The sequence below is a fragment of the Campylobacter canadensis genome, assembly GCF_013177655.1.
GTDB lineage: Bacteria > Campylobacterota > Campylobacteria > Campylobacterales > Campylobacteraceae > Campylobacter_E > Campylobacter_E canadensis.
On sequence record NZ_CP035946.1, the window covers coordinates 557,904 to 584,805 of the forward strand.

The window sequence follows — 26,902 nt, forward strand, 5'->3', positions numbered from 1 at the left end:
GATGAATAAATTAAAGTTAGAAATTGTTACACCTAGTGGAGAAATTTTTAATGATTTTATAAAATCAGTCTTGTTGCCAGGAAAAGAAGGTGAATTTGGTGTTTTACCAAATCACGCTTCTTTAATTGCTTTGTTACAAGCTGGTATTATTAAAGTTGAAAACACTAATGGTAAAAGTGAATTAATAGCTATTGATTCAGGGCATGCTAAAGTTGATGAGAATGAAATTATAGTTTTAGCTCAAGGTGCTGTTTATTTAGGTGGAGATGAAAATTCAATTAGCAAACAAAAAATTGAAGCAGCAAAAGAGCTATTAAAATCAGCTAGTGCAAATTCAAGTGCTTTAGCTGCTACTTTAGGTAATTTGGATTCAAAATGATAGCTTTTTTAAAAGAATTTGATATAGCAACTATGGTTGCTATATTTGTATTAATTTTTTATATGATTATTTCTTTAGCTATTTTTTTATATAAAATTGTTAATTTAAATTCTTTTTTTTCTTGTGAGGCAAAGGCTTTAAATTCTCTTGTAAAAAATAAAGAATTAAGTTTTGATGCTTACTTAAAACCTTGTGAAGATTCAAAAAGTAAATTGCAAGTTTATAAAAATACAGCTACTAGAAAATTAAGTGAAGGACTTACTTGGCTTGGTATAATAGCTACGACATCGCCATTTATTGGTTTATTTGGAACAGTGGTATCTATATATATAACTTTAACTAATTTAACTTCAACTAATGATATCAGCAAAATTGCTAATCCTATAGGTCATGCTTTAATAGCGACGGCAGCAGGAATTATTTGTGCAGTTTTAGCATATACTTTTCATTTATTAGTTAAAAGAAAAATTTTTGATTGTATGAATGTTATTGATAGTCAGGTAAAGATTTTAGAAGATGAATGATAATGATTTTTTAAACTCAACTCCAGAGTTGAATATAACTCCTTTAGTTGATGTTATGCTTGTTTTATTGGTTATTTTTATGCTTATTTTCCCTAGTATTAGATATGATGAAAATATTAATATTCCAGACGGTTCTAAACAAAACCCAACAAAGGCGTTAAAAGGAGATATTTTTGTAAGCATTAGTAATAATGAAATTACTATAAATTCAACAAAATATAATTTTAATAGTTTTTTTGATAATTTTATTTTAAATATTAACAAGTTTGATAAAAGCAAGGTTGTTTATATTTCAGGTGATAAAAATATTAGTTATGAAAAACTAATGCAAGTATTAAGTGTATTTGCTAAATCAGGATTTACAAAAATTTCTTTACAGACAAAATGATGAGTAAAATACAAGCATTTTTTCTTTCTTGTTTGATATATTTTTGTATTTTATTTGCTTTTTTTGTCTTTTTAAATAATGCAAAAAAAGAAATAAAAAATATACAATATGGCAATTTTGAGATTAGCATTATTACTCAAGATTTTTCTACAAATTCTAATGCAAAAAAAGCTACAGAAGATAAAAAACAACTCGATTCGCAAATAAGTACAAATACAAATAATACCCAAGAAGAAAAAAAAGAACAAATACAAAATAAGAATAACGATGTAAGTTCATTATTTGATAGTTTAAATACAAATAAACCAGTAGTGCAAAATAAAAATGTAGAAAATAATATTGCAAAAAAAACTGTAGATGTAAGTAAAGTAAGTAGTATTTTAAATAGTATAAAGTCAAATAAAGATTCAAATCAAGAAAAAACAAGCACAAAGATTAAAGGCGTTTATGATGAGTATTTAAGTGCTATAAATATTTATCTTACTAGTATTTGGAATTTAATATTGGCAAATTCCCCTTTAATTGATGATAAAAATAGTATTAAATTAAATTATTATATTGATGAAGAAGGTTATATTAGTATTGAAGATATAAATAAAACATCAGATGATATTTTTTACCAATGTGTAAGAGAATTTATAAAAAAAATTAATAATGATAAAAAAAATTTAGGCATACCACCTTTATCAAAACCTTATAAAGGTATAATAAGATTAAGTAAAAAATTAGTTGTTAAGGAGATTTTATGAAAAAATTTTTACTTGTGTTTTTATTAAATTCTTTTTTATTTGCTGATTTAATTATGGATGTGGTTGGTGAGCAAGAGGTTTTACCTAAAATCCAAATTTTAACCAATACTCAAGCAAATGCCGAATTTGATAATATATTAAGAAACGATGTTTTAGTAAGTGCAATTTTTGATATTAGCACCGACAGTAATGCGGATTATTTTTTATATTATTCTTTAAAAGATAGTGATGATAAATACGATTTAGAGCTAACTTTAAAAGATGCAAAATTGCAAACTAAATATTATACAAAATTAAAATATCCAAAGGATATGTATGCTTTTTTATCTCATAAAGCAATATCAAATATGGTAAAAGAGCTTAATTTAACAAATGTTGATTGGATGAATAAAAAAATTCTATTAACAAGAAAGGTAGCTGCAAAGCAAAGTCAAATAGTGTTAGCTGATTACACGTTGTCTTATCAAAAAGTTATTTTACAAGGCGGTTTGAATTTATTTGCAAAATGGGCTGATGATGAAGAAAAAGCATTTTATTACAGTGATTATTCGCAAGATGAGCTAAAAATTTATAAATATAATATAGCAAATAATACAAAAAATTTAATAGTTAGTGGCAATGGAATGCTTGCTTTAAGTGATGTTAAAGCCGATAAAGCTTTAATTACTATGACAAACAGCGACCAGCCTGATGTATTTTTATTTGATTTGAATACAAAAAATGCAAAAAGACTAACTTCTTATAAAGGAATTGATGTTGGGGCTAAATTTATTGGAGATAATTCATTTGTGTTTATAAGCGACCGTAGTTCATATCCAAATATATATATGCAAGCTTTAAATTCAAATAATGCATCACAATTAGTTTATCATGGAAAAAACAATTCAGCTTTTGATGTTTTTAATGAATATGTAGTTTATTCAAGTAGAGAAAGCGAAGGAGATTTTAATTTATATTTAATGAGTGTTAATAACCAATTTGTAAGACAATTAACATTAAATGGTAGAAATATTTTCCCTATTTTTAGCAAAGATGGCGAAACTATTATGTTTATAAAGTTATTAGGCAATCAAAGTTCTTTAGGAATTTTAAGACTTAAAGAGAATAAAGTATTTCATTTTCCACTAAAAATTGGAAAAATTTCTACTTTAGATTGGTAAAAACTTATATTTTTTAATTTTTTATTGTATAATAATTTGTTTATTTTATTTTGAAAGGTTTAAGATGAAAAAAATCGTTTATGCAGCTGCATTAGCAGCACTATTTGTAGGTTGCTCTCAAAAAGCACCAGTTGAAGCTCCAAAGTCAATTGACCAACAAGCAACAGTAAATGTTGATGTAAAAGAAGATGTTGATTCAAAAATCCAAAGAATTAATTCTTCATTAGCAAGAATTTATTTTGATTTTGACAAGTATGATATTCGTTCAGATATGTATTCAGCAGTTTCAAGCAATGCTAATATTTTAAAAGATGATGCTAAAGAATTTAATGTATTAGTTGAAGGTAACTGCGATGAGTGGGGTAGTGAAGAGTATAACCAAGCTTTAGGTTTAAAAAGAGCAAAAGCTGTTAAAGATGCTTTAGAATCTCAAGGCGTTTATGGTTCAAGAATTGTTTTAAAGAGCAATGGAGAAAACAATCCAGTTTGTACAGATAAAACAAAGGCTTGCGATGCTCAAAACAGAAGAGCAGAATTAAAAGTTCAATTTTAATTAAATGCTAAAAAAAATATTTTTTGCAGGGATTTTTATTCCTGCTTTATCTTTTGCTAATCAGCAATCAGCTTTTGAAGCTGGTAATTTAAATTCAGAAAATCCCTACGGATTAACTGATACTGAAAAGGCATTATTGGATAATAAAAAAAAGGTTGATACCTTAAAACAAGATTATACAGGTGTTGATTTTAAAACAAATAAAGCATTAGAGCAGATTGAAGGTTTGCAAGGCATAGTAGATGATATATCTACAAAAACTTACAATCAAAATAATAAAATACTACAAATTGAAAATACTGTTAATACAAATAATATAAATATTAATACTCAAATTGAAAGTATAAACAAAGAATTAGCAAGTCAAAAGATAGCTATAGCTCAGCTAAAAAAAGCAATAAATGAGCTTGTGAAGTTAATACAAAATGCTAATGAAAATATTAATGATAATAAAAAAGAAATTGAGCAACAAGAAAGTAAAAAAACTCCTAATCAGCAAATGAATGAAGCGATTGAACTTTTTCAAGCTAAAAAATATGACCCAGCAAAGTCAATTTTTTATAGTTTAGCTCAAATGAGACATAAACCTGCTTTAAGTAATTTTTATTTAGGGCAAATAGCTTTTGAAAAAAAAGAATACAATGATGCGGTTTATTTTTATAAAAACAGTGTTAATTTATATAAAGCACAAGGCGTAAAAGCAAACAATATGCCTGAAATTTTATTCAAAACTGCTAAAAGTTTAGAATATTTAGGTCAAAAGGAAAACGCTCAAGTTTTTTATGAAGCTTTAAAGCAAGAATTTCCAAATTCTAAAGAAGCAAAAAGCGTTAAATTTTAAAGAAAGGACATAAAATGGCAATAGAAAAAGATAAAGTTGTTAGCTTAAATTTTATTTTAAGAGATGCAAAAACAAATGAAGTTTTAGAAGATAATTCAGATTTTAACCCAATTTCATTTTTATTGGGTCGTGGTCAAATATTAGAAAGTTTAGAAGAAGAAATCGCAAAACTAAATGAAGGCGATGAAAGTGATATCTTAATTACTAGCGATAAAGCTTGGAAATCTTATGATGATAGTTTAATCCAAGAATTACCAAAAGAGCAATTTGCAGGAATTGACTTAAATGTTGGTATGGAATTATTTGGAGAAAACGAAGATGGTTCTAGTGTTCGTGTTGTAGTAAAAGAAATTAAAAATGATAGTGTTGTTATTGATTATAACCATCCTTATGCAGGAAAAGATTTATTATTTACAATAAATATTAAAGAAGTTCGTGATGCAAGCGAAGAAGAGCTTGCAAGTGGAGCTGCTATGCAAGCAGGTGGTTGCGGTTGCGGCGGTCACGGACACGGACACGATCACGGACACGGCGGTGGTTGTTGCGGCGGACACGGTGGCGGTGGTTGCGGTTGCCATGATGAAGAAGAAGAGCACCATCATCATCATCATCACGGACACGGCGGCTGAGGACGCTAATTTTAGGGCTAAGGTTTAGCCAAATATTTTCAAGGATATCTTTATCCTTGATTTAAATTAGTATTAATAAATACTTCGTTTAATTTGTTATATTTATTTATAGTAATTTAAAATTATGAAAAGGAATATTTATGAATTATGCTTTTATATATGCAGGTCAAGGCTCGCAAAAAGCTTTTATGGCAAAGGATTTATTTGATAATTTTGATTTTATAAAAACTATGTTTAAAGAAGCAAGTGATTTTTGCAAAATAGATTTTAACAACTTAATTTTTAGTGAAAATTCAAAACTAAATGAAAGTGAATTTACTCAACCAGCAATAGTTTTAAGCTCAATTGCACACTATGAGGTTTTAAAATATTTACTAGCTCAAGAAGGCATTAAGATTAGAGAAGAAAATAATGAAGATAAATTTATTTGTAAAAAAAACACAGCTTCTTTAGGACATTCTTTAGGCGAATTTAGTGCTTTGGTTGCAAATGGTGCAATTTCTTTAAATGAAGCTTTGAAATTGGTTAATCTAAGAGGCAAATTTATGCAAGAATGTGTAAGTAGCAACAACCCTGCTTCTATGATGGTTATTTTAGGTTTAGATGATGCTAAAGTAGAAGAGCTTTGTGCTAAGGCGCAAAAAAATAATAAGCATATTTATGCAGCAAATTATAATTGCGATGGACAGATTGTTGTTGCTGGTTTAAAGGCTGATTTAGAAGAATATCAAGAAGAATTTAAAACCTTAGGTGCAAAAAGAGCAATGTTACTTAATATGAGTGTAGCAAGTCATTGTGTATTAATACAAAGTGCTGCTATAAAATTAAGTGAATTTTTAAATTTTAAAGATAGTTTTATACCTGTTGTTTCAAATGCAACAAATAAAAAATATTCAAGCAATATTGAGGCTAAAACAATGCTGCAAGAACAATTAATTAAACCTGTTTTATATAAGCAAAATATAAAAGTACTTGAAGATGAAGTTGATGGTTTTATAGAATTTTCAAGCAATATTTTATGTGGTTTAAATAAAAAAATTAGTACAAAAGAGAGCATAAGCTTAGCTAATTTAGAACAAATTAAAGATTTTGTAAAAGTAATAAAGGAAAAATTATGATAGTAGCAATTTTAGGTGCAATGCGTGAAGAGATTGAGCCAATCTTAGAAAGATTTCAATATACAAGTGTTGAATACGCAAATAACACATTTTATTTAATTGATTATGCTCAAGGAAAAATGGTGGTTGCTTATTCAAAGATTGGTAAAGTAAATTCTGCAATTACAGCTAGTGTTATGATAGAGCATTTTAAGGCTGATTATTTGATTTTTACTGGAGTTGCAGGTTCGCTCAATGCTGATTTAAAAATAGGGGATTTATTACTTGCTACTTCTTTAGTTCAACACGATGTTGATATTTGTGCTTTTGGGCATAAAGCTGGTTTTATTCCTGAAACAAGTCATTATATAAAAACTAATGAAGATTTAAACAAAATAGCATTAAAATCAGCAAAAGACTTAAAGCTTAGTGTAAAAGAAGGAATTATTGCTACTTCAGACCAATTTATCTGCTCAAGTGATAAAAAAGAATGGATTAAAAACACCTTTAATGCTGATGCTTGTGAGATGGAAGGGGCTAGTGTTGCCTTAGTTTGCGAAGCTTTTAAAATTCCTTGTGTTATTTTAAGAGCTATTAGTGATGAAGCTGGTAAAGAAGCAGAAATTAGTTTTGATACATTTTTAAAAATTGCAGCAACAAATAGTGCTAATTTAGCATTAAAAATTTGTGAAAATTTAAAAAAAAAACTTTAAGCAAGAGATTAATTAAAGAAGTTGCTAGAGCGTGCGAAAAATATTCTTTAGTTGAAGAAAACGATAGAATTTTAATTGCTTTAAGCGGTGGAAAAGATAGCATTACAATGTTGCAGCTTTTATTACATATGCAAAGAGCAGTTGCATTTGATTTTCATATTGAAGCAGCTACTTTAAGCTATGGAATGGGAGAAGATTATAAATATTTAAGTAATTTTTGTACTTTAAATGGAATAAAACATCATATTATTGACTCAAATATATTTGAAATTTCTAATGATAAAATTCGTCGCAACTCATCATTTTGTTCATTTTTTTCAAGAATGAGAAGGGGGTATTTATACACCTTTGCTTTAGAAAATAAGTTTAATAAATTAGCATTAGGTCATCATTTAGATGATGCTATTGAGAGCTTTTTTATGAATTTTACTTACAATGGTAAATTAAGAACCCTAGCACCAAAATTTGTAAGTGAAAAAGGAATTTGTGTTATTAGACCGCTTATTTTTGTAAGAGAAAGAATGTTAAAAGAAAGTGCTTTGGCAAATGAAATTAAGGTTATTGGCGATGAAGCTTGTCCTGCTATGAGATTTGATGTTAAAATGCCACATGCAAGGTATGAAACAAAGCAATTATTAAACAGCCTTGAAGTTAAAAATCCTAAATTATTTAAGAATATTGAAAATGCTTTTTCAAATATAGATTTGGATACTTTTTTTCAATGCAAGGAATAATTCTTAATACTAAAACAATTAATTTTAAAGATTTGATTGTGAGCATTTTAACTAAGGATTCTTATTTAAAATGCTATAGATTTTATGGAGTAAAGCATTCTATTGTTAGTATTGGAAATTATATTGATTTTGAACTTAGTAAAAGAGCTATGTTTTTGCCTATTTTGCATTCTACAATGCAATATTATTGTAAATGGCAAAATGACTATTTAAAATTAAAATATTGGATAGATTATTGTGCGTTTTTGCACAGGATTTTACAACAAAATGGAAGTTGTGATGAGATTTATTTCAAACAAAGTCTTAGCTTGATGACTAAATTAAATTCACAAGATGCAAAAAGAGCTATTTTAGATAGCATAATTAGTATTTTAGATTATGAGGGAATGTTGCAAAGGGAGTATTTTTGCTCTTTATGTGAAAAAGAGCTTACAAATTATGTAAGTCTTGATGAAAACTATATGCTTTATTGTAGCTCTTGTAAAAAAGATAAATTAATTAATTTTGACAAGGTTAAAAAATTATTTTTACTTAAAAGTTCAGCTTTTTTTAGCGATGAAGAAATAGATGATTTTTTAGAGCTTTTAAATGTGTAAATTATTCTAATATTATGCGTTACTTGCTTTATAATTTATATTTTATACAACTTATAAAGGGGATTATTTGCTAAAGTTATGAAGTAAAATAAGCATTATAAAACAAGTTTTGAAAAATTAAAAAATTTATTTCAAAAAACATTAATCTTTAGTATTTTTAAACTTGCCTTTTTTTTAAAAATACTATTACTAAGGAACAACTTATTACAATATAAACTTTTAAAATAAAGCTCATACTTTTAAAACAATTTATTTTTATAAGATTTTGCTATATACTCATTAAACATTTCATCGTTTTTCTCGCTTTCAAGCCTTTCTTCAATACTAGGCTCTACGCTATTAAACCCATCTATACAGTTTTAATAAATAAAATCTATCATATCTTTTATTTTCTTTGTTTCGTAGTATTTAATCAGTCTTTCTTTAAACTCGCTGATTAGTTCTACAGGGATATTTATCAAACCTGCTCCGTTACTAATTAAAACCTTATTAGCACACAAAATTGCTGTTCTTTTATTACCATCGTTAAATATTTGTCTTCTCATTAAATACAACATTAATGTTATTGCTCTTTGTGTAGTGTTTGTTATTTTTTCTATCTCTTTTAATTCTTCTATAATTTCTTCTTTATATGGCATTTTAGGTATCCAAGTTGTTCTGCTGATAGTAACACCAAATTGCCTTATATAACCTGATTGGTGAATTAAATTAGAACCTGTTGTTTTATTTATTTTACAAATATAAGCAAAATCAACATTAGGGTAATCAATAGTATCAAAAAGAAAATTTCAAGCGTGTTTAAGGTTATTTATAGTTACAATATCATCTACTTTTAGGTTACTCACACTTGCTTCATTAAAAATTGCATAAATTTGTGGAAAGGTTACGGAGATGCCTTCAAGTCTAGCACCTTTGTAAATATTGTCTATAATGTTTCTTTTTGCTAAAAATATATTTTCTTCTAAGCTCATTGAAAATTTATATAGTCGTTAATCTCTTTTTTTTAATTTATATAATTGATGAAATTATATTAAAAAAATTATTTTATATAAAAATAATAAGCATAAAAAATAAAATAGATTTTTACTTAAAAAAATTAAGTAAAAATCTTAAGTTTAAATTAAATATAACCTTGGTCAATCATAGCATCAGCAACTTTTCTAAATCCAGCAATATTTGCTCCTGCAAGCAAATTATGCTCAAAGCCAAATTCTTTTGCTGTATCAGAAGTTCTTAAATAAATATCCTTCATAATTTTGTGTAATTTTTCATCTACTTCATCAAAAGTCCAAGAAGTCATATTTGCATTTTGTTGCATTTCCAAAGCACTTGTTGCTACGCCACCAGCATTTGCAGCCTTAGCAGGCGCATAAAGAATTTTATTTTCTAAAATATATTTTTGTGCATCAAGAGTACAAGGCATATTTGCACCTTCGGCAATTAATTTACAACCATTTTTATGTAAATTCTTTGCATCTTCAAGGCTTAATTCATTTTGTGTTGCACTAGGAAAAGCGTAATCGCAAGGAACACTCCAAATTCCATTTGTACCTTTTTCATAATTTACTTTTGAAACAAAAACCGCACCTTTTTTACGAGCAGCATAATCACTTACTCTTAATCTTAAATTTTCTTTAATATCTTTTAAGAGTGCTAAATCTATTCCATCTTTGTCATAAACATAACCATCGCTATCGCTTACTGCTACTACTTTTGCACCTAATTGTTGTAGTTTTTCAATGGTATAAATTGCTACATTTCCGCTACCTGAAACTACGCATATTCTATTATGAAAATCCATACCTTTTTCTCTTAATAATTCTTCTGAAAAATATACTGTTCCATATCCTGTAGCTTCTTTTCTTGCTAATGAACCACCCCAAGTGATTTTTTTACCAGTTAAAGTTCCATCAAATTTTGATGTGATTTTTTTATAAGCTCCAAACATATATCCAATTTCTCTAGCACCAACACCAATATCTCCTGCAGGAACATCGGTTGAGTAGCCAATATGCTTACTAAGCTCACTCATAAACGCTTGGCAAAATCTCATAATTTCAGCATCGCTTTTTCCTTTAGGGTCAAAGTTTGCACCACCTTTACCACCGCCTATATAAAGTCCTGTTAATGAGTTTTTAAATATTTGTTCAAAGGCTAAAAATTTTAAAATATCTAAATTTACTGATGGATGAAATCTAAGACCGCCTTTATAAGGTCCTAAAGCACTTGAAAACTGCACACGATAACCAAAATGTGTTTGTGCTTTACCTTTATCATCAATATAAACTACTCTAAAAATAATAGTTCTTTCAGGCATAACAAGGCGTTCTAAAACCGAATGTTTTTCATAGGTTTTATTAACTTCTAAAAGCGGTGTAACTGATTTTAAAACCTCTGTTGCACATTGTAAAAAAATCGGTTGTCTTGAAGAATATTTTTTAATAAGCTCAAGTGTATCATTTACATAAGATTTTGCACTCATTTTCTCTCCTTTTTGTATTTAAAAAAATAAGAAAAATTATAAAAAAAAATCCTTAAAAAATTTTGATAAAAAATTAATTTTTTTTTATAATTTTTACTTAAGAAAATTATCATAGAATTTGCGTTTTTTATTTTAAGCTAAGTTTTAGCTATACAAGGGAATATTATGGATAAATTGTTAAATTCTACTTTTTATAAAAAGTATTTATCTTCTTTTTATAACAATTCAGCTGCTGTTATGATTTTATCATTATTTTGTGTTTTATATTTTGCTATTTTTGGTGGAGTTTTTGCTGTTACTGGTGAATTTACACGAATTGGCGGAGAAATTTTAGAGCTTTTTGGTATGGATTTAAGCTCGTATTCTTATTATCAAAAGCAAAATTTAAATGGAACTATTTTAACTAGAGTTGATGGAGTTATGATTATAGGAATGTGTTTTGGTTGTTTGATGGCTGCTGCTTTTTCTAATAAAATAGCCTTTAGAAAAATAGCTTCAAAAACTAGATTTTTTCAAGCATTAATCGGCGGAATTTTAGCAGGTTTTGGAGCTAGATTAGCTTGGGGCTGTAATTTAGCAAATTTTTTTACAGGTTTGCCGTATTTTTCACTACATACTTGGGTTTTTGCTATTTTTATGTGTCTTGGTGTTTATGCTGCAATTTTACTTGTAAAACTACCTATTTTTGCACCAAAAGCTAAAATGATAAAGGTAAGCTCAGCAAGTTTAAAAATTGATGAAAATAGACAAAAAAAGAGCTTTATTTTTGCTTGTATTTTAAGCTTTATTTTTGCACTTGTTTTTATTTTATTTTTGCTTTTTGCTGTAAAGGTTAATTTAGCTATTGCATTATTATTTGGAGCTATTTTTGGCTGGCTTATTCAAAAAGGGCAAATCTGCTTTACATCTTGTTTTAGAGATTTATTTTTGTTTAAAAGAGCTAATTTTGCTATTGCTTTATTTTTTTCTATGTTTATTGCTAGTTTTTTTGTATATGCCTTGCTTAATAATGGCTTAAATGTAAAGGTTTTAGAAATATCAATAGGGCTTTGTGTGGGTGCTTTTTTATTTGGTTTTGGTATCGTTTTTGCTGGTGGTTGTGAGTGCGGATTTTTTTATAGAATGCTTGAAGGTCAAAGTCATTTTTTTGTAGTTGGTGTAGGAAATATTTTAGGCACAATGTTAATAGCTTTAAATTATGATAAATTACCAAAATGGTTTTTAAATGGAGAAAAAATTAAGCTTAGCGGAGCTAATTCTTTATTAATAGAAAGTGCTTTGTTTTTAATTAGTATTTGTTTAATTTACTTATATTCAAGGAGAAAAAATGTCTAAAAAAGTAGATTATTTATTAGATTGCACTGGCGAGCCTTGCCCTTTTCCTGCTATTGCAACAAAACAAGCAATTAAGAATTTAAAAGCAAAAGAAGTTTTAGAAGTAATAAGCGATTGTCCGCAAAGTATTAATTCAATTCCTAAAGATATGAGTAATTTAGGTTTTAATTGCGAAGTTAATCAAAGTGGTCCAATTTTAGCTTTTTATATTTGGAAGGATTAAAAAATATAGCCTTATTTAGAATTTTTTGTTAAAAAGAAAAAAAGGAAAATTTATGGTAAATATAATAAAAGTAAATGCAATTTTTGATTTTTCTACAAAAGATTTTTATAAAAAGGATTTAGTGCTTGTTTTTGATGAGAAAATTATTGAAATAAGCACTTTTAATAAGGCTATTAGCAAATATAAAAATGCAAAGATTTTAGATTATAATGAATATAATTTATGTCCTGTTTTTTGCAATATTCATTCTCATTTAGAATTTTGTACTTCTTTACTTGATTATGGAGATTTTATACTTTGGCTTAAGAGTATTATTAAAAATCGTAGTCAAATCAACAAAGAAGAATTAAATAAAAATATAAAAGAAAATCTTTTAATTATGTTAAAAAGCGGAGTTGGTTATTTAGGTGAGATTTCAAGTTTTGCTGCACAGTTAGAAGAATTAGAAAAATCTCCAATAAAGGCTATTATTTTTCATGAAATTTTAGGGGCAAATAAAGAAGTAGCAAATAAAAATATTGATTTTTTCTTGCAAAGATTTTATACAAAAACAAAGCATAAAAATTCTATTTCTTTACATAGCCCTTACTCTGCTTGTGATGAAATTTACGATTTTGCTTTATCTTTTGCTAAAAAGAATGATTTATTGATTTCTACTCATTATTTAGAAAGTAAATATGAAAAAGCTTATTTAAATCATAAAAAAAATGCACTTTATAAATATTTAAATTCAAATTTTAAAGCTAGTGTTTTAAATAGAGAATTTTTAAAGGGTTTTAAAGATTTAAGAGCTTTATTTACGCATTGTAATTATGTGAATGATTTTTCTTGTTTTAATGAAAATCATTATATAACTCACTGCCTACGCTCAAATACTTATTTAAATTCACGATTATTTAATATACAACAAGCTTTAAAGGATAAAATTACTCTTTCATTAGGAACAGATGGGCTTAGTTCTAATGATAGTTTGAATTTTTTTGATGAATTAAGGGCTAATTTATTAATACACGGGCAAAAAATGCCTTTAAAAGATTTAGCTTATGAATTATTTAAAGCAGCGTGTTTTAATCTTTCGCCTTTATTTTTAGATGGTTTAAAAGCATTAAGTATTAATGCAAAAGCAGATTTTATCTTGCTTAAAAATTATAATTACGATAAAGAACAAATATTAATTCAAACTATTTTAAGAACAAAAGAAGTAAAAAATATATTTTTAGATGGGAAAAAAATTATATGAAAAACATTGTTGTAGCTTTAAGTGGTGGAGTTGATAGTTCTTATACTGCTTATACTTTAAAAAATTTAGGTTTTAATGTAAGCGGAGTGTATATGAAATTACATAATAGAGAAAACTATCATGATAAAAATATTGAAAATGTAAAAAGGGTTGCAGATTTTTTAGGGATTGAAGCTGATGTTTTAGATTTTAGCGATAAATTTAATGAAGCAGTTTTTACACCTTTTATTAATACTTATAAAAGTGGTAAAACTCCAAATCCCTGTGCTTTGTGTAATAGATATATTAAGCTTGGAGCTTTGTTAGATTATGCAAAAAGCAAAAATGCAATGCTTGCAAGCGGTCATTATGCACAAATTGAAAATAATATGTTAAAAAAAGCGCTTGATTTAAGTAAGGACCAAACTTATTTTTTAGCAAATGTTGATAAGCAAAGTTTAAATAGTGTTATTTTTCCTTTAGGTAATAAATATAAAAAAGATATAAAAGAACAAGCTTTAAAAATACCGCAATTAAAAGCAATAAGTGAGCAAAAAGAAAGTAGCGAAATATGTTTTGTAAGCACTACTTATACTGATATTTTAAAAGATTATGTAAAGGTAAATAATCCTGGTGTTGTAAAAGATGTGGATGGAAAAATTGTAGGAAAGCATGATGGGTATATGCACTATACAATAGGTAAAAGAAGAGGTTTTAGTGTAAATGGAGCGCACGAAGCGCATTTTGTTTTAAAAATTGATGCTGAAAAAAACGAATTAATAGTTGGAAAAAAGCAAGATTTAGAAGTAAGCGAATTTAAATTAGAAAATATAAATTCCTTTGTTGATTTTAACGATAGTATAGAATGCGAAGTAAAAATAAGATACAACACAACAGCGGTAAAATGTAGATTGTATAAAGATAAAAGTGTAAAATTAGAACAAAAGGTTTTTGCCTTAGCAGCTGGGCAATTAGCGGTATTTTATCAAGGAGATTTTGTAGTAGCAAGTGGTTTTATAAAGGAGTAAATATGAAAAGACAAATGGTGTTTAACAGAGAACTTTCTTGGCTTAGATTTAATTCTAGGGTGCTTGAGCAATGCAGTAAAAAAATGCCTATTTTAGATAGATTGAGATTTATATCAATTTATTGTACTAATTTAGATGAGTTTTATATGATTAGAGTAGCAGGGCTTAAGCAACTTTTTGCTTCAGGTGTTGTAGTACAAGATGAAATGCCACCATTAGAGCAATTAAACGCCATTAGAGAATATTTGCATAATGAAAAAGAACTACTAGAAAAGTATTATTTTGAGATTTTAAAAGAGCTAAATGAAAACTCAATTTATATTAAAAATTACGATGAGCTAAGTAGGAATTTAAAAGGTAAGGCTAAAGAGTATTTTTTTAGTACTATTATGCCTGTAATTGTACCTATTGCAGTGGATTCTACTCATCCTTTTCCGCCGCTTAATAATCTTTCTTTTTCACTAGCTGTGAAGTTAAAAAGTGATGATGATAAACATTCTCGTTTTGCAATGGTTAGAATTCCTAGAGTTTTACCACGCTTTTTTGAGGCTGATAATGGGGTGTTTGTACCGATTGAAAGCATAGTAAAAGAACACGCTGAAGATATTTTTCCTGGTTATAAATTAGAATTATGCACTGCTTTTAGAGTTACAAGAAATGCTGATATTGTAATTGAAGAAGAAGAAGCTGATGATTTTATGATGTTGCTAGAGCAAGGTTTAAAGCTTAGAAGAAAAGGAGCTTATGTAAGAATACAAATTGAAAATGGCGCTGATATTGAGTTAAAAGATTTTTTAAGTAGTCATTTAAAGGTCTTTAATAAAGATATTTATGAGTATAAAACATTATTATCTCTATCAAGCATAATGCAAATTGTAAATCACAAACAATTAAGCCATTTATGTGCACCTTCTTATGTGCCAAAAATACTACCTCCTTTTGATGAAAATGTAAATATTTTTGATGTTATTGAAAAGCAAGATATTCTTTGTTATCAACCTTACGAAAGCTTTGACCCAGTTGCATCTTTTATAAAAGAAGCTGCTAAAGATACAAAGACAATTTCAATTAGAATGACGCTTTATAGACTAGAAAAAAATTCTCAAATAATAAAAGCCTTAATGGACGCAGCAAATGATGGAAAACAAGTAACCGTGATGGTTGAGCTTAAGGCAAGATTTGACGAAGAAAATAATTTATATTGGGCAAAAGAATTAGAAAACGCAGGAGCTCATGTTGTTTATGGTATTGCAGGTTTTAAAGTGCATGCAAAAATTACTCAAATTATTAGACAAATGGACGATGGCACTTTGAAATTTTATGCACATCTTGGAACTGGAAATTATAATTCCGTTAGTGCAAAGGTTTATACAGATATTAGCTTTTTTACCAGCAATAAAGATATTGCAAATACTGATATTACAGCTTTTTTTAACATTCTTACAGGATATTGTAAAAACAAAAGATTAAAAACCTTAGCAATGAGTCCATTTCAAATAAAAGAACAAATTTTAAGAATGATAAAAACAGAAAGCTTAGCAGGAAAAAAAGGTGAAATAATTATGAAAATGAATTCATTAGTTGATACAGATATTATTAAAGCCTTGTACGAAGCTTCTAATAAAGGTGTTAGCATTAATTTAATTGTTCGTGGAATTTGCTGCTTAAGACCAAATGTAAAAGGTTTTAGTGAAAATATTAGAGTTATTAGCATTGTTGGTAAATATCTTGAACATGCTAGAATTTTTTATTTTAAACACGCAAACCCACAATACTTTATAAGTAGTGCTGATATGATGCCAAGAAATTTAGAAAGAAGATTAGAGCTAATGACACCAATATTTAATGAGAGTTTAAGTGCGAAATTAGCAGAAATTTTAAGATTGCAATTAAGTGATAATCAACTTGCTTATATTTTAAATGAAGATGGCGTTTATAAAAAGATTGAAAATGATGAAAAAGCAGTGGATTCTCAAGCAATTTTTGAAAATTATATAAGCGGTATTTATAAAAGCTACAAAAAAGGTAGAGATAAAGCAAAAGCAGACCAAATGGCGCAAAAATTCTTTAGAGAAAATTGATGTATTGTGATTTATTTTATTTATAATGCTTAATTTTAGGAGATAAAATGAAAGCAAAATATTCTTTTTTTAAAAATACATCATACGCATTAGCAGGTCTAAAAAGAGCTTGGCAAGAAAGTGCTTTTAGAATAGAATTTTGCATAATCTTGCCTTTAGTGCTTTTTGCTTTTTTTTATGATTTTAATTTTTATGATAGATTGTTTTTAATATCAGTTTTAATATTGATTTTAATTGTTGAGTGTATAAATACCGCTATTGAATGTGCTATTGACCTGATTACAAAAGATTATGCTTTGCTTGCAAAATATGCTAAAGACCTTGCTTCTGCTGGAGTTTTTTTTAGCATTGTGTTAGCTGTTTTTGTATGGGTAATGATATTAAGTAAGGAATTTTTATGAAAGTTAGTCAAATTTATGAATATTTAAATTCAATAAGCCCTTTTGACACTCAAGAAGATTGGGATAATTCAGGCTTATTAGTAAGCAATGATGATACTTGTAAAAAAATATATTTAAGCTTAGATTTAGATTTAGATTTACTTGAAAGCTTAGAAGATGATAGTCTTATAATCACACACCATCCTTTAATTTTTAAAGGCTTAAGAAAAATTGATAATTCTTATGTTTCTAATGCAATAAAAGCTTTAATTAAAAAAAATTGTGCATTAATTGCTATGCATACAAATTATGATTTATCACATTTAAATACTTATTTTATTGAAGAAATTTTAGGAAAAAAAATTGTTTTAAAGGAAGGTTTTTTAGCTTATTTTAAAAATGATTTTCAAAGCATTGAAGACTTAGCTGATTTTTTAAAGCAAAGATTAAAAGTAAAAAATATAAATATAAGTTATGCAAGAAAAAATATACAAAGCGAGTTAATAGCTGTTTGCACTGGTAGTGGAGTTTCACTAGCAAAGAACTTAAAATCTAATATTTTTCTAACAGGAGATATTAAATATCACGATGCCTTTATTTTAAGTGAGGAAAATATTAATTTAATTGATATTAAGCACTATAATAGTGAAGAGTGTTTTGCTAAAAGCTTAGCGCTTTTATTGCAAAAATTACCAAAGGAAATTATAATAAAAGTTTCTAAAAATCCATTTTCAAATTATTAAGGAATAACTTATGAATAAACATTTAAGCCAACTTGTAGAATTAGTAAAAATAGATAGTAAAATTGATAGTTTTTTACCTGAAATTGAAAAGGCTAAAAAAAATTCAGAACAAATTAAACACGATTTAGAACATTCTAAAAAAATAATAGAAAAGATAAAAACAAGTATTAAAGAAATAAACGAAAGTAAAGTAAAAACAGACAATCAAATAGCAAAATTTAGCGCTAAACTTGAAGAAAACGCAAAAAAAATTGCAAGCGTAAAAACAGAAAAAGAATCTAGCGCACTTAGATTAGAAGATGAAATTGCAAGAGAGCAACTTGATAGTTTAAATAGCGATATTGAAAGATTTGAAAAACAACAAGCAAGCAAAAAAGATGAAATAAAAGAAGTAGAAGCAAAAATTAAAAGCTTAGAAACAGATTTTAGCAAGGCTCAACTTGAAGAAGAAGAAAAGCTAAATGAAATAGAAAAACAAAGAAGTGTGATTTATACAGAAAAAGAAAATCTAACTTCAAACATTGATAAAAAAGTTTTAGGCTTTTATGAAAAAATTAGAAAATGGGCAAGAAATAGTGCAGTTGTTCCTGTAAAAAAACAAGCTTGTTATGGTTGTTTTATGCAATTAAATTCTAAAGTATTTTCACAAGTTGTAAAGGGCGATGAGATTATTAACTGCCCACATTGTGGAAGAATTTTATACTATGAAGCATAAAAGCTTTGTATGTATTTTATTTATATTTTATTAAATATTTTTCTTTACTTTTTATGCTTAATTGCTTTGCCTTTTTTAAGCTTAAAAAGTAAGTACAATAAATTTTATTTAAAATTATTTCCACTTAAGTTAGCAAAAAAGGCTGATATTCATTTTCATTACGCATCTTTTGGAGAAATTAACGCTTTAAGTCCTTTAATTAAAGAGCTAAAAAAACAAGGTTATACGGTATTATTAACTTGTGCTAGCAAAACAGGCTATGAAGCAGGAAAAAAAATTGATGATAATTGCTTTTTTTTGCCTTTTGAAATTTTATTATTCTTTTGGCTTAAAAAAGCAAAAAAACTTGTAGTTTTTGAAGCAGAACTTTGGCTTATTTTAAGTAGAATTTATAAAAATTCTTGTATTTTATTAAATGCAAGAATTAGCAAAAAAAGTTTTAGAAAATACTATAGATTCAAATTTTTATATGAAAAAATTTTTGAAAATTATACAATGATTTATGCGCAAAGCAACAGCGATGCAAGAAGGTTAAAAAAACTAGGCGCAAAAAATATTAGTGTTTTTACAAATATAAAAATTATTAATCCTATTAAGTTAAAAGAAAAATTGAAAAAAAATAAAGAACTTATAATAATAGCAAGTACTCATAAGGGTGAAGAAGAAATTATTTTAAATAAACTAGATAAGGGATTTTTAAAAAACAAAGCTTTAATAATTGCCCCAAGACATCCAGAGCGTTTTAAACAAGTATATGAATTAATAAAAGATTATGCTAAGAAAAATAATTTAAGCTTTTCTTCTTTTAGTGTAAATAAAGAAGCTTATTTAGAAAAAGATATTTTTTTACTTGATGTTTTAGGTAAATTAGTTGATTTTTACGCAATTAGTGATTATGTAATTTTAGGTGGTTCTTATATTGATAATATTGGTGGACATAATTTTTATGAAGCAGCATATTTTAACAATAAAATTATTAGTGGAAATTATATTTTTAATCAAATTCAAATGTTAAAATATATAAAAAATATAAAAATTAGTGATGATATTGATTTTTCTGATGTAAAAAATGCTTTTATAAAAAGCGATTTTACTTTTGTTGATTTAGTAAATATTGTAAAGGGATAAAATGAAACAAGAAAAAGCTTATAAAATTTTAGCAAAACAAGAAAATATTTCAAACAATGCCGCAAAAGAATTAATTGATTCGGGCTTGGTAATGTATGCAGGAAAAAGGCTAGAAATAGCAAGAGGGTTAATGCCAATAAATGCTACTTTAAAGTTAGCAAAGATTGAAGTGCAAAAGATTTTTGAAGATGAAAATATCTTAGCTATAAATAAACCAATTGGAATTCAAAGCGATATGATAAAAAATAATTATATTTTATTAAATCGTTTAGATAAGGATACAAGCGGTATTGTATTATTTGCAAAAAACGAAGAATTTTACAAAAAAGCCATAGAAGAATACAAAGCATTAAGAGTAAAAAAACTATATTTAGCAATAGTAAGCGGCAAAGTAATTGATGAGATGATTATTGATGATAATATTCTTAGCATTAAAAACAAACAAGCTTTTAGTAAGTTAAGTAATTCTAAAAATTCAAAAGAAGCTTATACAAAGGTGTCTCCGCTTTTGATTGAAGGTAAAAAAAGTTTAGTAAAGGTGCAAATTTTAACAGGAAGAACTCATCAAATAAGAGTGCATTTAAATTCTAAAAATTATGGAATTTTAGGAGATGTAAAATATAGCCGCATCCCATCAAATAGACTTATGCTGCATTGTGCTAGAACTAGTATTTTAAATTACGATTTTAAAAGTGCTATGCCAAATGATTTTTTAAAAGAATTTAATTTAAATGGACTTAATTTAGATTTTATAATTTAATTAGCCAAAAAGGCTAATTATTTTTAAATAAGCTACTATGATTTATAAGCAAATTAGACTTTTTTAAATAAATATATGCTGCATTGAAATATTTTTAGTAAAATGTTTCAATCTAATGTTTATCATAGCCTTTTGGGTATGGTTTTAAAATAGCATTTGAAAGTTTTATTCCAATATCGCTAGTTAGTTTTAAATCTTTTGTAAGTATTTGTCGTTCAGCTATAATGCCATTATCAAGCACAATCACCTCATCGCAAAATAGTTTTACAAGACGCAAATCGTGAGTTATAACTATATATGAAAACTCATTTTGCAAAGACTTAAACATTTTTAAAATCTCAGCTGCCACAACAACATCAAGGCTAGAAGTTGCCTCATCTAAGATTATAATTTTTGGTTTTAAAGCCATAGCTCTTGCTATGCTTAAGCGTTGAAGCATTCCACCACTTAGCATTGAGCATTTTTTATAAAGAATGCTTTCATCTAAACATACCCTTTTAAAAAGCTCTTTTATTTTTTCATCTATCTTTTTATTATTAAAACCAGCATTTACCATAGGCTCGCTTATAGCGTCATACACGCTAAAATCAGGGTTAAATGAAGCACGGGAATCTTGAAAAACAATTTGAATATCTTGTTTTTTACCATCAAATACAACTTCTCCGCTATCCATCTTATAAATCCCTGCAATAATCTTTGCTAAGGTGCTTTTTCCGCTTCCACTAATCCCTAAAACACCAAGACTTTTTCCACTTTTTAAGCTAATGCTTATATTATTTAAGACCTTTTGTTGCTTTTTAGAAAACAAAGCACCACTTTTATAAGAAAAACAAATATTTTTTAATTCAAGCATTAAATTCTCCATACAAAGCAAGATGAGCTTTAATAAGATTTGATGATAAAGAAGTTTTTGGATTTAAAAACAATTTTAAACAATCATTTTGCTCAATAATCTTGCCTTCTTCTATGATATAAACATAATCAGCAAGCCTAGCTACAACACCAAAATCATGAGTAATTAATAAAATTCCCATATTTTTTTCCTGCTTTAATTTTTCTAAAATATCAAGCACTGCAGCTTGAGATAACAAATCTAAATCACTTGTAGGTTCATCAGCTATAATAAAACTTGCATTGCTTAAAAGCGCTATTGCTATCATAACCCTTTGAAGCATTCCACCGCTACATTCATGAGGGTACAAACTAAGGATGTTTTCTTCTAAACCTACGCTATTAAATACATTTTTAATTCTTTCAATATCTTTTTTTAGTCCCCAAGCTTGCAAACTCTCATAAACACAATTTCTTATACTAAAAAGCGGATTAAAAGCTGTGCGTGGGTTTTGCATAATAAAAGCTAATTTATTTTTTAAAGCCTCGCCACTTTTTAAACTAATATTCCCGCTTAATTTAAGATTATTTGCTAAATATCCCATAATTGTAGTAGCTAATAAGCTTTTACCACTTCCGCTTGAGCCAAGCAAGGCTATGATTTTACCTGATGAAACTTTTATATTAATTTCATCAAGCAATTTAATATCACCATAATTTACATTTAAATCTTTTACAATTATTTCATCCATGTGCATCTTCTTTAATATTATTATCAAATTTATCTCTTAAGATATCTCCTAAGATGTTAAAAGCAACGATTACAACGAGCATAGCAATACCAGGATAAAGCACAAGCTCATAATGAGTTAAAATATAATCTTTTGTATCTGCTATCATTATTCCCCACTCGCTTTGCGGTGCTTTTACACCAAGTCCAAGTAAGCTAAGACCTGAAATGTGAAGCATTATATGCCCTATATCAAGGCTTGATAAAACCAAAAGTTGCATTAATATTGGTTTTGCAAAATGTTTTTTAAAAATCCAAAAATTACTAGAACCACAAAGCTTACTAACAAGAACATATTCTGTGTTTTTTAGTTTTAAAACAATACTTCTAATAATCCTTGCATACCAAGCCCAATGTGTCATAGCTATGGCAATGATTACATTAACAAGCCCAGTTCCTAAAATTCCCACAAAAAATAAAGCCAAAACAATAGTAGGAAAACACATAAAAACATCACAAATTCTCATTAGCAAATTATCTAATTTAGCATTTCCAAAACCAGCTATAAAACCAACAATAGTCCCAAGAACTATAATTAAAACAATCGTTGCAAATGTAGATAAAATAGATATTTTAGCTCCAGCTAAAATTCTTGAGAAAATATCTCTTCCTAAATGGTCAGTTCCAAAAATATTTAAAGCACTATTTTGTGCAAATTTATTTGCTAAATCAATTTCATTTGGGTCATAGGGTGTAAAATAAGAGCCAAAAACTGCCACAAACACGATAAAAAAGCATAAAGCGTAAATAAAATACTCAAAATATTTCTTATTCATATTTAATCCTAGGGTCTATTATTACATAAACAATATCTGTAATTAAATTAATCAAAATAAAAACAAAGCACATCATTAAAATAAAAGCTTGAATAACAGGGTAATCACTATTATAAATAGCCCCAACAGCATATCTTCCAACACCAGGATATGCAAAGATATTTTCAATTACCAATGCTCCACCAAAAAGCTCTCCAATATGCATTCCAAATGCTGTTATAAGTGGTAGCAACGAGTTTGTTAAGATATGTTTTATATAAATTTTACTTTTGCTAACTCTACGCATTTTTGCATAAGTTATATATCTTTCATTAGAAGATTCTAAAAAATTTACCCTTATAAATCTAGCATTGATTGCTATTGACATAAAAGATATCGCAAGTGCAGGCATAATTATATGGCTAAATCCGCCTATGCCAAATGGTGGCAACCACCCAAGTTTAACAGAAAAGAAAAGTATAAACAAAAGTCCAAGCCAAAAGTTAGGTGTGCTTACCCCTAAAAACGAAAACGCTCTTACAAAATAATCAAAAAATCTATTTTTATAAATTGCTGAAAGTATCCCAAAAGGAAATGATATAGCAAGTGTTAGCAAAAACGCAAAAGAGGTAAGTTTTAAAGTGTTTATAAGATATTCAAACAAGTCAGGGCCAATCGCTCTATTTGTAAAATAAGAATATCCAAAATCAAATCTTAATGCACCACTAATCCACTTAATATACTGAGAATAAATACTTTCATTAAGCCCTAGCATTATTCTAGCATTATTAATAGCTTCATCAGTTGGTGCTATGCCGCTTACATATAAGTAATTTAAAACCGCATCAGTTCCATTTAATCTAAGCAATAAAAAAATAAAAATAGATGCTAAAAATAAACACAAAATTGCATACAAAATACGCTTAATTATAAATTTAGCCATCTTATTTCTCAAACTCTATATCATCAAAAGGAATAGCGTATTTTAAAATACTACTTTTATATCCTTTTATTTTTGGACTTGCAACACCTTTGTTTGTAGTATAAACAATAGGTATATAAACTGCTTCATCATGAAGTATTGTTAAAATCTCTTTTGCAAGTTTTATTTTTTCTTCATTGTCCATAGTTTGAGCAATTTTTTCTATATTGCTATCAATTAAAGCTTTTTGTTTAAGACCTTTTTGAGCCATATAATCAGCATGAGATGGAGCAATCATAGAAGCCATAAAAATTTCAGGCTCATACGGAGCTCCCCAAGTTTCATTAAAGGTCATATCAAATTCGCCTGTTCTTTGGCGTTTATAAAATATAGTGCTTTCATCTGCATTTAAAATAAGATTAATTCCAATTTGTCTAAGTTGCGACTGCATAACCTCAGCTATTGCTTTATGCTCTGCATTAGTTCCAATAAATGATAATCTTATTTCAAGTGGCTTATTATCTTTATAAAGCATTTTGTCTTTTCCTAGTTTATAGCCATTATCAATTAGCATTTTTTGAGCTTTTTTTGGATTATATTCATATGCTTTTCTATCAATTTTCCCATTTGGCACATTTTCAGGATAGAAAAAATCAGCTCTTTTTTGAGTTCCATAAAATACATATTTACTAATAGCATCTTTATCAATAGCCATATTTAAAGCTTTTCTAAGCTTTATATCTTTAGTAACATTTGCACCTGTATTTAAAGCAATTAAAACCGTACTAAGTGGTTCTGAAATAATTGTTTTAAATTCTGTATCTTTAAAATTTACAAAATCTTCTAAACCAATAGCTCCCATACCATAAACATAATCAATTTCGCCTGTTTTAAGAGCTATAACTCTAGTACTAGGATCAGGAATTACCTTGCATAAAATATCATCTACCTTAGCTTTTTCTCCCCAATAATTTTCATTTTTCTTAAATTTATCATAAACTCCAAGCTTTGTATCAACAAAAATCCATTTACCTGTTCCAATAGCAGCTTTTATACCGTCTTTTGTATTGCCATCAATCATAGCACTTGGAGCTATAAATCTAAATGGTCTTATAAGGCTAAGCTCTCTAAGTGTTGGCTCATAAATATGCTTTAAGTGAATTTTTACAGTGTAATCATCAACCACTTCAAGTCTATCAAAGGCTCTTACAAGTGCGAAAGAAATATGCCTTTGTTTATTTGCAAAAATAGCATCAAAATTTGCTTTTACAGCATTTGCGTTAAAGTCTTCGCCATTTGAAAACTTCACGCCTTTTCTTAAATAAAATGTATAAACTAAGCCATCTTTGCTAATATCCCAAGAAGTAGCAAGTGCGGGTATGATTTTGTTATCTTCTGAATAAGCTACAAAACCTTCATATACCATATTTTGAGCAAACATTTCATTAGGAGAATATAAATGTGGATTTAATTCTCCTACATTTTTTTGTGTTGCAAATTTTAATTCGCTTGCATTTAATAATGCAAATATTAAATTTAATAAAACCAAAACTTTTTTCATTTTTTAACCTTTATATTTTCAAATGGCACTCTATAGCCAATAATACTTCCTTTTACATCATCAAATTTTGAACTTACAATACCTTTATTTGTGTTAAATACAATAGGTATATAAATTGCTTCATCATGCAGTATTTCTAATACTTCTTTTACTAATTTTGCTTTTTCTTTGCTATTTGTAGATGAACTAATTTTATCAATATTGCTATCAATTAATGCTTTTTCTTTAATTCCACTTTGAGCTACAAAATCTGCGTGTGCTGGCACTTTAAATGAAGCCATAAAAATTTCAGGTTCATACGGAGCTCCCCAAGTAGAATGAAAAATCATATCAAATTCAGCTGTTTTTTGACGCTTATAAAAAGTACTCATCTCATCAGCGTGAAGAGTTAATTTAATACCTGTTTTTTTAAGTTGAGCTTGAATAACTTCTGCTATTGCTTTTTGTTCTGCATCGCTTCCTATGTAAAATAAATTTAATTCAAGTATTTTTCCATCTTTTTCAAAGATTTTATTTTTATTTAATTTATACCCGCTATCGCTTAATAATTTTTGAGCTTGTTTTATATTAAAATCATAAGGCTTTTTATTTATCTTAGCATTTGGTACATCATCAGGATAGAAAAAATCCGCCTTAGGTTGAGTTTTATAATAAACATATTTACTAATAGCATCTTTATCAATAGCCATATTTAAAGCTATTCTTACATTTTTATCTTTTGTAAAACCTGAACTTGAATTTAATGCGATTAAAGTTGTATTTATTGGTTTTGTTACAATTATTTTAAAATTTTTATCGTATTTAAAGTCTTCAAAAGAATCCAAACTTACAGTTGAGTTAAGATATGATGGATTTCCATAGACATAATCAACTTCTCCTGTTTTTAAAGCTATTACTCTAGTATTTGCATCAGGAATTACCTTGCATAATATTTCATCTAAAAATGGCTTTTTGCCCCAATAATTTTCATTTCTTACAAATCTATCAAATTCACCAAGTTTTGTATCAACAAAAACCCACTTACCTGTGCCAATAGCATTTGTGTTATTTTGCAATGAGCTTAAAGACTGAAATCTATAAGGTCTTACAAGGCTTAATTCTCTTAAAGTTGGTTCGTAGCTATGGCTTAAATATATTTTTACAGTATAATCATTAACTATTTTAACTTCTTTTAAAGCATTCATAAAAGCTGACCAACTATGTGTATTTTTATCTTTTAAAAGTGCATCAAAATTAGCTTTTACAACATTTGCGTTAAAGTCTTCGCCATTTGAAAACTTCACACCTTTTCTTAAATAAAATGTATAAACTAAGCCATCTTTGCTAATATCCCAAGAAGTAGCAAGTGCGGGTATAATTTTACTATCCTCGGAAAAATCAACCAAACCTTCAAAAACCATATCCTGAGCGAACATTTCCCCACTATATCTATGTGGATTTAAATCTCCTACATTGTTTGGTATTGCATATTTTAATTCATAAGAATTTAATGTGAATAAAAAAATAGTAAATAAAAAAATAATTTTTTTCATACAAACTCCTTAAAAATAATAAATAGTTATTATTTTATTATCTTATCGTTTTTT

Annotated in this window: 31 protein-coding genes; 22 read left to right on the forward strand and 9 right to left on the reverse strand. The window is 27.3% G+C overall.

What is annotated here, in order from left to right; all coding sequences use genetic code 11:
• Position 1 precedes the first annotated feature (1 nt).
• The 12 genes from atpC to recO all read left to right on the forward strand — a co-directional run bounded on the left by atpC (position 2) and on the right by recO (position 8,363).
• Positions 2-379 (forward strand): ATP synthase F1 subunit epsilon, encoded by a 378-nt coding sequence (atpC, locus tag CCANL266_RS02625; protein WP_172230934.1) that lies wholly within the window; start codon positions 2-4, stop codon positions 377-379.
• Positions 376-903 (forward strand): MotA/TolQ/ExbB proton channel family protein, encoded by a 528-nt coding sequence (locus tag CCANL266_RS02630; protein WP_172230937.1) that lies wholly within the window; start codon positions 376-378, stop codon positions 901-903. Before atpC ends, CCANL266_RS02630 begins: the two co-directional genes overlap by 4 nt.
• Positions 896-1,291, forward strand: coding sequence for a biopolymer transporter ExbD (locus tag CCANL266_RS02635; protein WP_172230941.1), 396 nt, complete (start codon positions 896-898; stop codon positions 1,289-1,291). The genes CCANL266_RS02630 and CCANL266_RS02635 overlap by 8 nt, the downstream gene beginning before the upstream one ends.
• Positions 1,288-2,040 (forward strand): hypothetical protein, encoded by a 753-nt coding sequence (locus CCANL266_RS02640; RefSeq protein ID WP_172230945.1) that lies wholly within the window; start codon positions 1,288-1,290, stop codon positions 2,038-2,040. Before CCANL266_RS02635 ends, CCANL266_RS02640 begins: the two co-directional genes overlap by 4 nt.
• Positions 2,037-3,200, forward strand: a complete 1,164-nt coding sequence (locus tag CCANL266_RS02645; RefSeq protein WP_172230948.1) for a PD40 domain-containing protein — start codon at positions 2,037-2,039, stop codon at positions 3,198-3,200. The genes CCANL266_RS02640 and CCANL266_RS02645 overlap by 4 nt, the downstream gene beginning before the upstream one ends.
• Positions 3,201-3,264: 64 nt before the next feature.
• Entirely contained in the window at positions 3,265-3,753 is a 489-nt protein-coding gene (locus CCANL266_RS02650; RefSeq protein ID WP_172230951.1) for an OmpA family protein, read from the forward strand.
• Positions 3,754-3,757: 4 nt separating this feature from the next.
• The gene (locus CCANL266_RS02655) at positions 3,758-4,594 is read left to right on the forward strand and encodes a tetratricopeptide repeat protein (RefSeq protein WP_172230954.1); all 837 of its coding nucleotides are present in this window, start codon (positions 3,758-3,760) and stop codon (positions 4,592-4,594) included.
• A gap of 14 nt (positions 4,595-4,608) precedes the next feature.
• Positions 4,609-5,223 (forward strand): FKBP-type peptidyl-prolyl cis-trans isomerase, encoded by a 615-nt coding sequence (locus CCANL266_RS02660; protein WP_172230957.1) that lies wholly within the window; start codon positions 4,609-4,611, stop codon positions 5,221-5,223.
• Positions 5,224-5,363: 140 nt separating this feature from the next.
• Complete coding sequence (locus CCANL266_RS02665) at positions 5,364-6,341, forward strand: ACP S-malonyltransferase (RefSeq protein ID WP_172230960.1); 978 nt, start codon at positions 5,364-5,366, stop codon at positions 6,339-6,341.
• The gene (locus CCANL266_RS02670) at positions 6,338-7,033 is read left to right on the forward strand and encodes a 5'-methylthioadenosine/adenosylhomocysteine nucleosidase (RefSeq protein ID WP_224316029.1); all 696 of its coding nucleotides are present in this window, start codon (positions 6,338-6,340) and stop codon (positions 7,031-7,033) included. Before CCANL266_RS02665 ends, CCANL266_RS02670 begins: the two co-directional genes overlap by 4 nt.
• A gap of 11 nt (positions 7,034-7,044) precedes the next feature.
• Positions 7,045-7,767 carry a tRNA 2-thiocytidine biosynthesis TtcA family protein gene (locus CCANL266_RS02675; RefSeq protein ID WP_172234363.1) on the forward strand — a complete coding sequence of 241 codons (723 nt, stop codon included), beginning with the start codon at positions 7,045-7,047 and terminating at the stop codon, positions 7,765-7,767.
• Complete coding sequence (gene recO, locus CCANL266_RS02680; protein WP_172230963.1) at positions 7,755-8,363, forward strand: recombination protein RecO; 609 nt, start codon at positions 7,755-7,757, stop codon at positions 8,361-8,363. Before CCANL266_RS02675 ends, recO begins: the two co-directional genes overlap by 13 nt.
• Before the next feature lie 359 nt (positions 8,364-8,722).
• Here the strand turns inward: recO and CCANL266_RS02685 are convergent, their stop codons facing one another.
• From CCANL266_RS02685 to gdhA, 3 genes are all read right to left on the reverse strand, one after another.
• Positions 8,723-9,133 carry a Fic family protein gene (locus tag CCANL266_RS02685; protein ID WP_216657307.1) on the reverse strand — a complete coding sequence of 137 codons (411 nt, stop codon included), beginning with the start codon at positions 9,131-9,133 and terminating at the stop codon, positions 8,723-8,725.
• 18 nt (positions 9,134-9,151) lie between these two features.
• Entirely contained in the window at positions 9,152-9,334 is a 183-nt protein-coding gene (locus CCANL266_RS09425; protein WP_216657300.1) for a hypothetical protein, read from the reverse strand.
• 149 nt (positions 9,335-9,483) lie between these two features.
• The gene (gene gdhA / locus CCANL266_RS02690; protein ID WP_172230966.1) at positions 9,484-10,845 is read right to left on the reverse strand and encodes an NADP-specific glutamate dehydrogenase; all 1,362 of its coding nucleotides are present in this window, start codon (positions 10,843-10,845) and stop codon (positions 9,484-9,486) included.
• A gap of 165 nt (positions 10,846-11,010) precedes the next feature.
• Here gdhA and yedE point away from each other — a divergent pair, with 165 nt between their 5' ends.
• Genes yedE through CCANL266_RS02740 form a run of 10 tightly spaced genes read left to right on the forward strand, consistent with a single transcriptional unit; the run spans position 11,011 to position 20,457 of the window.
• Positions 11,011-12,180 carry a selenium metabolism membrane protein YedE/FdhT gene (gene yedE, locus CCANL266_RS02695; RefSeq protein WP_172230969.1) on the forward strand — a complete coding sequence of 390 codons (1,170 nt, stop codon included), beginning with the start codon at positions 11,011-11,013 and terminating at the stop codon, positions 12,178-12,180.
• Positions 12,173-12,403, forward strand: coding sequence for a sulfurtransferase-like selenium metabolism protein YedF (gene yedF / locus CCANL266_RS02700; protein ID WP_172230972.1), 231 nt, complete (start codon positions 12,173-12,175; stop codon positions 12,401-12,403). The genes yedE and yedF overlap by 8 nt, the downstream gene beginning before the upstream one ends.
• A gap of 52 nt (positions 12,404-12,455) precedes the next feature.
• Positions 12,456-13,643: an aminofutalosine deaminase family hydrolase gene (mqnF, locus tag CCANL266_RS02705; RefSeq protein ID WP_172230975.1), complete on the forward strand. Its 1,188-nt coding sequence runs from the start codon at positions 12,456-12,458 to the stop codon at positions 13,641-13,643.
• Entirely contained in the window at positions 13,640-14,650 is a 1,011-nt protein-coding gene (gene mnmA / locus CCANL266_RS02710) for a tRNA 2-thiouridine(34) synthase MnmA (RefSeq protein ID WP_172230978.1), read from the forward strand. The genes mqnF and mnmA overlap by 4 nt, the downstream gene beginning before the upstream one ends.
• Positions 14,651-14,652: 2 nt before the next feature.
• Positions 14,653-16,731: an RNA degradosome polyphosphate kinase gene (locus CCANL266_RS02715; RefSeq protein ID WP_172230981.1), complete on the forward strand. Its 2,079-nt coding sequence runs from the start codon at positions 14,653-14,655 to the stop codon at positions 16,729-16,731.
• Between the two features lie 47 nt (positions 16,732-16,778).
• On the forward strand, positions 16,779-17,132 hold the full coding sequence (locus CCANL266_RS02720; protein ID WP_172230984.1) for a diacylglycerol kinase: 354 nt from the start codon (positions 16,779-16,781) through the stop codon (positions 17,130-17,132).
• Positions 17,129-17,854 carry a Nif3-like dinuclear metal center hexameric protein gene (locus CCANL266_RS02725; RefSeq protein WP_172230987.1) on the forward strand — a complete coding sequence of 242 codons (726 nt, stop codon included), beginning with the start codon at positions 17,129-17,131 and terminating at the stop codon, positions 17,852-17,854. Before CCANL266_RS02720 ends, CCANL266_RS02725 begins: the two co-directional genes overlap by 4 nt.
• A gap of 10 nt (positions 17,855-17,864) precedes the next feature.
• The gene (locus tag CCANL266_RS02730; protein ID WP_172230990.1) at positions 17,865-18,569 is read left to right on the forward strand and encodes a zinc ribbon domain-containing protein; all 705 of its coding nucleotides are present in this window, start codon (positions 17,865-17,867) and stop codon (positions 18,567-18,569) included.
• Positions 18,570-18,578: 9 nt separating this feature from the next.
• Positions 18,579-19,697, forward strand: coding sequence for a glycosyltransferase N-terminal domain-containing protein (locus CCANL266_RS02735; protein ID WP_172230993.1), 1,119 nt, complete (start codon positions 18,579-18,581; stop codon positions 19,695-19,697).
• A 1-nt stretch (position 19,698) separates the two neighbouring features.
• Positions 19,699-20,457 (forward strand): pseudouridine synthase family protein, encoded by a 759-nt coding sequence (locus CCANL266_RS02740; protein WP_172230996.1) that lies wholly within the window; start codon positions 19,699-19,701, stop codon positions 20,455-20,457.
• A 112-nt stretch (positions 20,458-20,569) separates the two neighbouring features.
• Here the strand turns inward: CCANL266_RS02740 and CCANL266_RS02745 are convergent, their stop codons facing one another.
• The 6 genes from CCANL266_RS02745 to nikA (CCANL266_RS02770) are packed head-to-tail and all read right to left on the reverse strand — an operon-like array spanning position 20,570 to position 26,848.
• Positions 20,570-21,310 carry an ABC transporter ATP-binding protein gene (locus tag CCANL266_RS02745; protein ID WP_172230999.1) on the reverse strand — a complete coding sequence of 247 codons (741 nt, stop codon included), beginning with the start codon at positions 21,308-21,310 and terminating at the stop codon, positions 20,570-20,572.
• Positions 21,303-22,040 carry an ABC transporter ATP-binding protein gene (locus CCANL266_RS02750; RefSeq protein ID WP_172231002.1) on the reverse strand — a complete coding sequence of 246 codons (738 nt, stop codon included), beginning with the start codon at positions 22,038-22,040 and terminating at the stop codon, positions 21,303-21,305. The genes CCANL266_RS02745 and CCANL266_RS02750 overlap by 8 nt, the downstream gene beginning before the upstream one ends.
• Positions 22,033-22,854, reverse strand: coding sequence for a nickel ABC transporter permease subunit NikC (gene nikC, locus CCANL266_RS02755; RefSeq protein ID WP_172231005.1), 822 nt, complete (start codon positions 22,852-22,854; stop codon positions 22,033-22,035). The genes CCANL266_RS02750 and nikC overlap by 8 nt, the downstream gene beginning before the upstream one ends.
• On the reverse strand, positions 22,847-23,776 hold the full coding sequence (locus CCANL266_RS02760; RefSeq protein ID WP_172231008.1) for an ABC transporter permease subunit: 930 nt from the start codon (positions 23,774-23,776) through the stop codon (positions 22,847-22,849). The genes nikC and CCANL266_RS02760 overlap by 8 nt, the downstream gene beginning before the upstream one ends.
• A gap of 1 nt (position 23,777) precedes the next feature.
• A complete protein-coding gene (nikA, locus tag CCANL266_RS02765; RefSeq protein ID WP_172231011.1) occupies positions 23,778-25,316 on the reverse strand; it encodes a nickel ABC transporter substrate-binding protein in 1,539 nt (512 codons plus the stop codon).
• Positions 25,313-26,848 carry a nickel ABC transporter substrate-binding protein gene (gene nikA, locus CCANL266_RS02770; protein WP_172231014.1) on the reverse strand — a complete coding sequence of 512 codons (1,536 nt, stop codon included), beginning with the start codon at positions 26,846-26,848 and terminating at the stop codon, positions 25,313-25,315. The genes nikA (CCANL266_RS02765) and nikA (CCANL266_RS02770) overlap by 4 nt, the downstream gene beginning before the upstream one ends.
• Positions 26,849-26,902 lie beyond the last annotated feature (54 nt).

What these genes read in the sequence shown, in the direction of transcription:
- atpC (WP_172230934.1), top strand. Translation starts at nt 2, where the DNA reads ATGAATAAATTAAAGTTAGAAATTGTTACACCTAGTGGAGAAATTTTT.
- CCANL266_RS02630 (WP_172230937.1), top strand. Translation starts at nt 376, where the DNA reads ATGATAGCTTTTTTAAAAGAATTTGATATAGCAACTATGGTTGCTATA.
- CCANL266_RS02635 (WP_172230941.1), top strand. Translation starts at nt 896, where the DNA reads ATGAATGATAATGATTTTTTAAACTCAACTCCAGAGTTGAATATAACT.
- CCANL266_RS02640 (WP_172230945.1), top strand. Translation starts at nt 1,288, where the DNA reads ATGATGAGTAAAATACAAGCATTTTTTCTTTCTTGTTTGATATATTTT.
- CCANL266_RS02645 (WP_172230948.1), top strand. Translation starts at nt 2,037, where the DNA reads ATGAAAAAATTTTTACTTGTGTTTTTATTAAATTCTTTTTTATTTGCT.
- CCANL266_RS02650 (WP_172230951.1), top strand. Translation starts at nt 3,265, where the DNA reads ATGAAAAAAATCGTTTATGCAGCTGCATTAGCAGCACTATTTGTAGGT.
- CCANL266_RS02655 (WP_172230954.1), top strand. Translation starts at nt 3,758, where the DNA reads ATGCTAAAAAAAATATTTTTTGCAGGGATTTTTATTCCTGCTTTATCT.
- CCANL266_RS02660 (WP_172230957.1), top strand. Translation starts at nt 4,609, where the DNA reads ATGGCAATAGAAAAAGATAAAGTTGTTAGCTTAAATTTTATTTTAAGA.
- CCANL266_RS02665 (WP_172230960.1), top strand. Translation starts at nt 5,364, where the DNA reads ATGAATTATGCTTTTATATATGCAGGTCAAGGCTCGCAAAAAGCTTTT.
- CCANL266_RS02670 (WP_224316029.1), top strand. Translation starts at nt 6,338, where the DNA reads ATGATAGTAGCAATTTTAGGTGCAATGCGTGAAGAGATTGAGCCAATC.
- recO (WP_172230963.1), top strand. Translation starts at nt 7,755, where the DNA reads ATGCAAGGAATAATTCTTAATACTAAAACAATTAATTTTAAAGATTTG.
- CCANL266_RS09425 (WP_216657300.1), bottom strand. Translation starts at nt 9,334, where the DNA reads ATGAGCTTAGAAGAAAATATATTTTTAGCAAAAAGAAACATTATAGAC.
- gdhA (WP_172230966.1), bottom strand. Translation starts at nt 10,845, where the DNA reads ATGAGTGCAAAATCTTATGTAAATGATACACTTGAGCTTATTAAAAAA.
- yedE (WP_172230969.1), top strand. Translation starts at nt 11,011, where the DNA reads ATGGATAAATTGTTAAATTCTACTTTTTATAAAAAGTATTTATCTTCT.
- yedF (WP_172230972.1), top strand. Translation starts at nt 12,173, where the DNA reads ATGTCTAAAAAAGTAGATTATTTATTAGATTGCACTGGCGAGCCTTGC.
- mqnF (WP_172230975.1), top strand. Translation starts at nt 12,456, where the DNA reads ATGGTAAATATAATAAAAGTAAATGCAATTTTTGATTTTTCTACAAAA.
- mnmA (WP_172230978.1), top strand. Translation starts at nt 13,640, where the DNA reads ATGAAAAACATTGTTGTAGCTTTAAGTGGTGGAGTTGATAGTTCTTAT.
- CCANL266_RS02715 (WP_172230981.1), top strand. Translation starts at nt 14,653, where the DNA reads ATGAAAAGACAAATGGTGTTTAACAGAGAACTTTCTTGGCTTAGATTT.
- CCANL266_RS02720 (WP_172230984.1), top strand. Translation starts at nt 16,779, where the DNA reads ATGAAAGCAAAATATTCTTTTTTTAAAAATACATCATACGCATTAGCA.
- CCANL266_RS02725 (WP_172230987.1), top strand. Translation starts at nt 17,129, where the DNA reads ATGAAAGTTAGTCAAATTTATGAATATTTAAATTCAATAAGCCCTTTT.
- CCANL266_RS02730 (WP_172230990.1), top strand. Translation starts at nt 17,865, where the DNA reads ATGAATAAACATTTAAGCCAACTTGTAGAATTAGTAAAAATAGATAGT.
- CCANL266_RS02735 (WP_172230993.1), top strand. Translation starts at nt 18,579, where the DNA reads ATGTATTTTATTTATATTTTATTAAATATTTTTCTTTACTTTTTATGC.
- CCANL266_RS02740 (WP_172230996.1), top strand. Translation starts at nt 19,699, where the DNA reads ATGAAACAAGAAAAAGCTTATAAAATTTTAGCAAAACAAGAAAATATT.
- CCANL266_RS02745 (WP_172230999.1), bottom strand. Translation starts at nt 21,310, where the DNA reads ATGCTTGAATTAAAAAATATTTGTTTTTCTTATAAAAGTGGTGCTTTG.
- CCANL266_RS02750 (WP_172231002.1), bottom strand. Translation starts at nt 22,040, where the DNA reads ATGGATGAAATAATTGTAAAAGATTTAAATGTAAATTATGGTGATATT.
- nikC (WP_172231005.1), bottom strand. Translation starts at nt 22,854, where the DNA reads ATGAATAAGAAATATTTTGAGTATTTTATTTACGCTTTATGCTTTTTT.
- CCANL266_RS02760 (WP_172231008.1), bottom strand. Translation starts at nt 23,776, where the DNA reads ATGGCTAAATTTATAATTAAGCGTATTTTGTATGCAATTTTGTGTTTA.
- nikA (WP_172231011.1), bottom strand. Translation starts at nt 25,316, where the DNA reads ATGAAAAAAGTTTTGGTTTTATTAAATTTAATATTTGCATTATTAAAT.
- nikA (WP_172231014.1), bottom strand. Translation starts at nt 26,848, where the DNA reads ATGAAAAAAATTATTTTTTTATTTACTATTTTTTTATTCACATTAAAT.